The sequence below is a fragment of the bacterium genome (assembly GCA_035703895.1).
Classification (GTDB): domain Bacteria; phylum Sysuimicrobiota; class Sysuimicrobiia; order Sysuimicrobiales; family Segetimicrobiaceae; genus Segetimicrobium.
This window is the reverse complement of sequence record DASSXJ010000018.1, coordinates 1-5819: the sequence shown is the minus strand read 5'-3', so window position 1 is coordinate 5819 and position 5819 is coordinate 1. Positions and strand designations below refer to the sequence as shown.

Here is a 5819-nt window from a genome sequence, read left to right as displayed (position 1 = left end):
GATCTTGTTCACCGGCCGCTACCCGCGGGGCCTGTTCGACTTCGTGGCCGGGGTGGCGCGGTGGCACAACCGCGTCATCGGCTACGCCGTGACCCTGGTCACCGACTCATACCCGCCGTTCCGGCTCGCGCCCTGACCCCGGCTGCGCCGCCCGCCGCAGATGCGCCGGCCGGCTCTCACCAGCGCCCCGGGAATGCGCGCCCATTGCCGCACTGAGGGACGTCGGAGGCGTCGGGCTCGACCAAGCACGGCGCTGGACCCGGGTTACCAGAATCGCAGGCCGAGCTTCAAGTTCGGACCCAGATTACAGATCGTGGTCAACGGGACGAGGGCGACAGCGCGCGTAGCCGCCTGGCGGCAAATCACAGTCGGCCGACCTGCCGCCCGAGCCGCACCCGAACGGTCAATCTGCACGTGGTGGGGGCACCCCTGAGTGATTTGAACGCCTGCGGTTCGAGTGCAGCCGCCAGCTCACGCATTGGGGACGTTAGCGGCTGACGAGTGAACAGGTCATGGGAAGCGGCGTGGCTGAATCGCTGCCGGATGCTGGTGCCGTCGCGACGCCCGCAACGTGTTGTCCGCGGGGTGCACGGGGGTCGCGACCGCTGTGACCGGCCGGTGCTCAGGTGGATGGGACGCTGGCGGCCCGGCGTATGAACGCATCGAAGGCGCGGTCGGGCAGCAGGCCGTGCAAGACGATCATGGGTCTGGCGCCATAGCCGGCGGCGTACCGGGTCTTGGGGCGCCGGGTGGTGACGGCCTTGGTGATGGTCGTGCCGATGAGTTCGGGCGGGGAGGAGCGCCGGCCGGTGGTCTCGGAGGTGAGCGAGTTGGCTAGGGCGTTGCCTTGGGCGGCGTAGGGGCCGCGGCTGGAGACGGCCCGGACCTTCTCGGCGGCGATGCCGCCCCATTCGGTGCGGATGCCGCCGGGGTCGATTACGACGACGTCGATGCCGAACGGGGCGACCTCCATGCGCAGGCAGTCGCTGGAGGCTTCGAGGGCGAACTTGGTGGCGTGGTACCAGGCGCCCAGCGGGGTGGTGATCTTGCCGCCCATGGAGGTGACGTTAACGATCGTCCCGGAGTGCTGGGCGCGCATTGCGGGAAGGACGAGCTGGATGAGGCGGGCGGCGCCGAAGACGTTGACCTCCATCTGGGCGCGGGCCTCGGCCATGGGCACGTAGGTCGTGCCCGTTCAGAGTGGTCCAACCTGGACCAACGCCCTTGGCCGGTCCCGCGTGAACCTCCTGTACAGCGGTAAACTGCAACTCAGCGGCCCGTGTGACCCGCTGCTCAGAAGGCCGTTTCGGGCAGGGGGTCAACCTGTACGTGTCCAGTTCAGCGGTCATTCGCGTTGTCCTTGAGTGACCGCTGGTAACCGTAGTTTCCGCCCGTTCTGGCACGAATGTGGCACGGGCCGATATGACACGAACCTGCGGATTAAACGCAGGTCCGCAGGTGCTGAGGCCGGCCGGCTCGGGTGTGTCTCATCCGAGAGGCGGATATGCAGCAATGGGCACACGCGGGTGTCTCGGGGTACGTTTGCTGCAAGGCCGCAGTCACGACGTCCGGAGCCGGTTGCAATCGCCTTGTCCTGGGCGCAGGCTACGGGGTGAGATGACGACCGTCCTGATCACGCAGTGCCTGCAACGTGACTTCGTCGACCCGATCGGCCCTCACGATCCGCTGCCGAACCTGCTGCACGTCGGCTACTCGGAGTCGACTCGCCTGCTCGGACCGGAGCCGGCCGCGGGGCCGCTGGCCCAGCTCATCCAGTGGGCGCGCAGCCTGCCCTCGGATGCGATCGACCTCGTCCACATCCGCGACTGGCACGACGCGGACGATCCCGCACAGCGCGAGCACCTAGAGCGCTTCGGCGCGCACTGCATTAAGGACACGATCGGCGCGCGTCTCGTGCTGGAGATGGACCAGCGGGCAGAGGCTGCGGCCAACGAGTGCATCGTCGACTCGATCACGCTGAACGACCTCGCGGGCACCGACCTTGAAGAGCAGCTCGACCGGATCCGGCGCGCGCACGGCGGCGAACCGCTGCGCGTTGGTGTCGTCGGGGTCTGGACCGAGGCGAAGGTGAGCTTCCTCCTTTACGAGCTGAGGACGCGTCTAGGCATCGACGACCTCGCGACGTGCTCGGCGCTCACGGCCAGCGCGTCGCGTACGCAGCACTTCAACGCCCTCTTGCAGCTGGACAAGATCCTCGGCGTTGGCTGCTTCGACTCCCCCGCGGATTTCGTCGACTGGCTGCGACCCGGAGCCGAGCTGGACCTGCCCCGGCATCCGCTGGGGTTCGAGCCTCGGATCGGCGGGGGGGAGGCGGCCGCGCTGCAGGACAGCGACCGGAGCATCGTGGCGCACCTCTTCCGCGACAGCACGGAGGTGGATCTCGATCCCTTGCACGGCGGCTTCTCCGAGGCCACGGTCTGGCGGGCCGTGAGCCGGGACGCCCTCGGCCAGCAGCACGCACCGGCGGTGGTCAAGCTCGGCCCGAACCGGTCGATCGCGCAGGAGCGGGTGGCGTTTGAGCAGGTGGAGGAGGTGCTAGGGAACAACGCCCCGCGTGTTCGGGGCTTCGTCGATTTCGGCGACCGCGCCGGCCTCAAGTACTCCTACGCGGCTATGGGGCAGGGCGGCGTGCGGACGCTGCAGTCCATGTTCGCGGCGGATATCCCGACCCCGCAGCTGGCCTCGATCGTGGAGATCGCCTTCGACGAGATCCTCGGGCCGCTGTACGCGGCGGCCCGATACGAGCGGCTCCCGCTCTTCTCCGAATACCAGTTCTCCGCCGACAAGGCCCCGCGGGTGCGGGCCGCCGTCGCAGCCCTGGTGCCGGACGCGACCCGGACGATGCTCGGGTTCCCCGGCGGGCTCGAGCTGCCGAACGTCTCCGACTTCTACGACGAGTTCCTCACACGCACCCCTCTCCCCACGCAGGACTATCACTACGTGTCGTACGTGCACGGCGATCTCAACGCGGCCAACATCCTCGTCGACGCGCACGACAACGTGTGGGTCATCGACTTCTTCCACGCCGGTCGTGGACACGTCCTCAAAGATCTGGCGAAGTTCGAGAACGACCTCCTCTATCTGCTCACGCCCATCGATGACGACGCCCAACTGCGAGAGGCGATCTCGATCACCCTCGCCCTCCGGGAGGTCGCCGATCTGCGCGCCCCGCTCGCCGGCCTTCCCGATGACGTGCGGTCGCCGCACCTCGTTCGAGCGTGGGAGATTCTCCGGGTGCTGCGGAACACGATCAGCGAGGTCTGCCACGATGATCGCAACCCGCTGCAGTACCAGGTGGCGGGCCTGCGCTACGCCGTTCACACCCTCGGCTTTCCGGAGCCGTCGCCGCTGCAAAAGCAGTCAGCGCTCGTCGCCGCGTGCTCGCTCGCCGACCAGATCGCTGGCACCGTGAAGGCCAACCTGGTGCTCCGGGTCGACTGGATCGAATCCCCGTACATCGGGCCCGGCCGCCTCGGGATGACGATCTGTCCCGGTCGGCGGGACCGCGATCGCAACCTCGAAGCGGACCTTGGCCGACTGCGGGACGAGGGCGTGGATCGCCTGCTGTGCCTGTCCACGGATGCGGAGCTCGACTGGGCCGGGGTTCCCGAACTCGGCACCAGAGCCGAGGCGTTCGGGCTCAACTACCGGTGGCTTCCCGTGCCCGACCAGGGAACGTGCACGCTGAGCGAGGCCGTCGACCTCGTCGGGTGGATTCGCGACGGGCTCAAGCGAGGCGAGTCGGTCGTCGTGACGTGCATGGGCGGGCTCGGTCGGAGCGGGATGATCGCCGCCTGCACGCTGGTCGACGGCGGCGTCTCGCCGACGGACGCGATCGCGTTCGTCCGGGCGACGCGGGGGCCGCGCGCGCTCGAGACGTCTGGGCAGGAGGAGTTCGTCAGCAGGTTCGCCGTCGGCTGAGCGCGCCCGCCCGCCAACGACGCGGGCCTCTGCGTTCGGTGCTCAGAACGCGTTCGCGGCCGACTTCCAGTCCCGGAGGCGCTGCGCGATGAGCTCTGCTCGCTCCTCCTCGCTCCCGCCGTCCAGCACCTCGAGGTCTGCCGGGTCGGCTCGAAGGTAGACGCCAGACGTTCGGACATTCAGCCCGGGATCGCGATCCGACCGGGTCGTCCAGTACCCGGTGGCGCGGTCGGCGCTCTCTACCCTGATCTCGCCGGTGCCCTCGAGCTGGGGGGCATTCGGATGCCGAGGGCGCTCGCCCTTCCAGTAGTAGAAGATGCTGGCCGGATCCGTGCGCTCCTTCGTAGCCTCGCTCCAATAGCGGGCCGACAGGGCGCCGTCCTCCTGCCAGGCCCGGCCGTTCACGTTCAGGCCACCGTCGCGGTCCCGCGAGATGCGCAGGAGGCTCACCGCCGACGGTTCGTCGTCGCTGCGCATGGTGAGCGAGAGCTGCCACCACAGGCCCTCCACCTGTCCGCGACGACCCTCGGTCTCGATCGCCTTGCGAAGCTTCTGGTTGATCGCGCGAACCTCCGCCGAGCTGGTCGCCGGGTCGTAGCGGACGGAGGTCAGCCCGAGCAGGTCGCTCGGCAGCTTCGAACCGTGCGCGTGGAGGATGAACGTACGCCGGATGCCCAGCGCGCCGCCGAACAGCCCTGCCTCGAACACCACGTTGTCGCGCGGTGACGCCTGGCCGGACTGGGACGCATCAGTCGTGGTCCAGTCGTCTTGGGCGAACACGAACGCGGCGAAATCGACCTCTCGGGAGAGCTCGACGAGCCGGTCGAGGGTGGACCGCCCCGGGTTGAACGTCGTCGTCCACGGCTCGACGTCAGCGATCTCTGAGAGCCCGCGCTCGATCGCCCGGAGCAACTTGGCCTGCTCGCCCGACGACCCGAGAAAGATGCGCGGCTTGTTCATAAGAGGTAGCCTAGCCCGGCTTGGCCGGGACGAATCGCTTGACGAAGTCGAGCGCCGTCTGGGCGACCTCGCGCCAGCCGTGGTCGATGGCGAGGGAGTGACCTCGGTTCGGGATCCTTGACCTCACGCCCGTGTCATATCAGGCGTGGGTCAAGGCACCCGGAGCACGCTCCACCGCGCAAGGGTAGGCGGCTGCGGATTTCATAACGCATGACCAGGGCGCCACACTGTCGCGTTATCCGGTGTGCTGCCAGGCGGCCTGGCGTTTGACGCTTCTATGTTTGTCAAGGGCCCACCGGAGGATTCATCGAGTGGGTGAGCTGCCGGTAGAGCTCGCGGGCGATATAGCGCTTGATGCAGCGGCGGATTTCCCTGCGGGTCTTTCCCTCGGCGGTGCGCCGGGCAACGTAGGCCCGCGTGCGCGGGCAACTGCGCATCCGGACCAGCGCGATGGCATGGATGGCCCGGTTGAGGGCCCGGTCCCCGCCGCGGTTGAGCCGGTGCCGGACGGTCTGGCCGCTGCTGGCCGGGAGCGGGCTGGTGCAGGCTAGCGCGGCGTAGGCCGCTTCGCTGCGGCACCGGCCTGGGTGGGAGAAGCTGACGATGGCCTGCGCGGCGCTGACCGGGCCACGCCGAAGCGGCTGGTCAGGCCGGGAGCGATGTCCTCGACGATGGCCAGCAGCTGGGCGCGGTTGTCCTTGAGGTCACGCCGGGCCTGGCCGAGTACCAGCGCCAGGCGGCGGATCTCGGCCTGGCGGACGGCCTGCTCGCGGCTGGCATGAGCGGGCAGGTCACGGCCGGCTAGGAGCCTGCTGAAAAAGGTAGCCTGGTAGAGGCGTGTTTGCCGGCTTAGCGTTCGGTGACCTGGGACAATGTCTTCATGCAGGGTTTCGAGCGGGCAGACCGGCAGCTGCTGG

General features: G+C 68.6%; 5 protein-coding genes and 2 pseudogenes. 2 read left to right on the top strand and 5 right to left on the bottom strand.

Going from position 1 to position 5819, the window contains the following annotated elements:
• The coding region (locus VFP86_01415) for a DUF4389 domain-containing protein (protein ID HET8998283.1) at positions 1-136 on the top strand (136 nt) is incomplete at its 5' end.
• A gap of 486 nt (positions 137-622) precedes the next feature.
• Here the strand turns inward: VFP86_01415 and VFP86_01410 are convergent.
• Positions 623-1180: pseudogene (locus VFP86_01410) on the bottom strand (SDR family NAD(P)-dependent oxidoreductase).
• Positions 1181-1617: 437 nt separating this feature from the next.
• Between VFP86_01410 and VFP86_01405 the strand changes: the two are divergent.
• Positions 1618-3942: an isochorismatase gene (locus VFP86_01405; protein ID HET8998282.1), complete on the top strand. Its 2325-nt coding sequence runs from the start codon at positions 1618-1620 to the stop codon at positions 3940-3942.
• A gap of 42 nt (positions 3943-3984) precedes the next feature.
• On the opposite strand, the gene VFP86_01400 is transcribed toward VFP86_01405, so the two are convergent.
• From VFP86_01400 to VFP86_01385, 4 genes and pseudogenes are all read right to left on the bottom strand, one after another.
• Positions 3985-4902: a nucleotide-binding protein gene (locus VFP86_01400; protein ID HET8998281.1), complete on the bottom strand. Its 918-nt coding sequence runs from the start codon at positions 4900-4902 to the stop codon at positions 3985-3987.
• Between the two features lie 10 nt (positions 4903-4912).
• A pseudogene (locus tag VFP86_01395) lies at positions 4913-5017 on the bottom strand (alpha/beta hydrolase).
• A gap of 169 nt (positions 5018-5186) precedes the next feature.
• Positions 5187-5507, bottom strand: a complete 321-nt coding sequence (locus VFP86_01390) for a transposase (protein ID HET8998280.1) — start codon at positions 5505-5507, stop codon at positions 5187-5189.
• Positions 5450-5819, bottom strand: a 370-nt coding sequence (locus VFP86_01385; GenBank protein ID HET8998279.1) for a hypothetical protein, incomplete at its 5' end; no start/stop codon positions are given. The genes VFP86_01390 and VFP86_01385, both read right to left, overlap by 58 nt.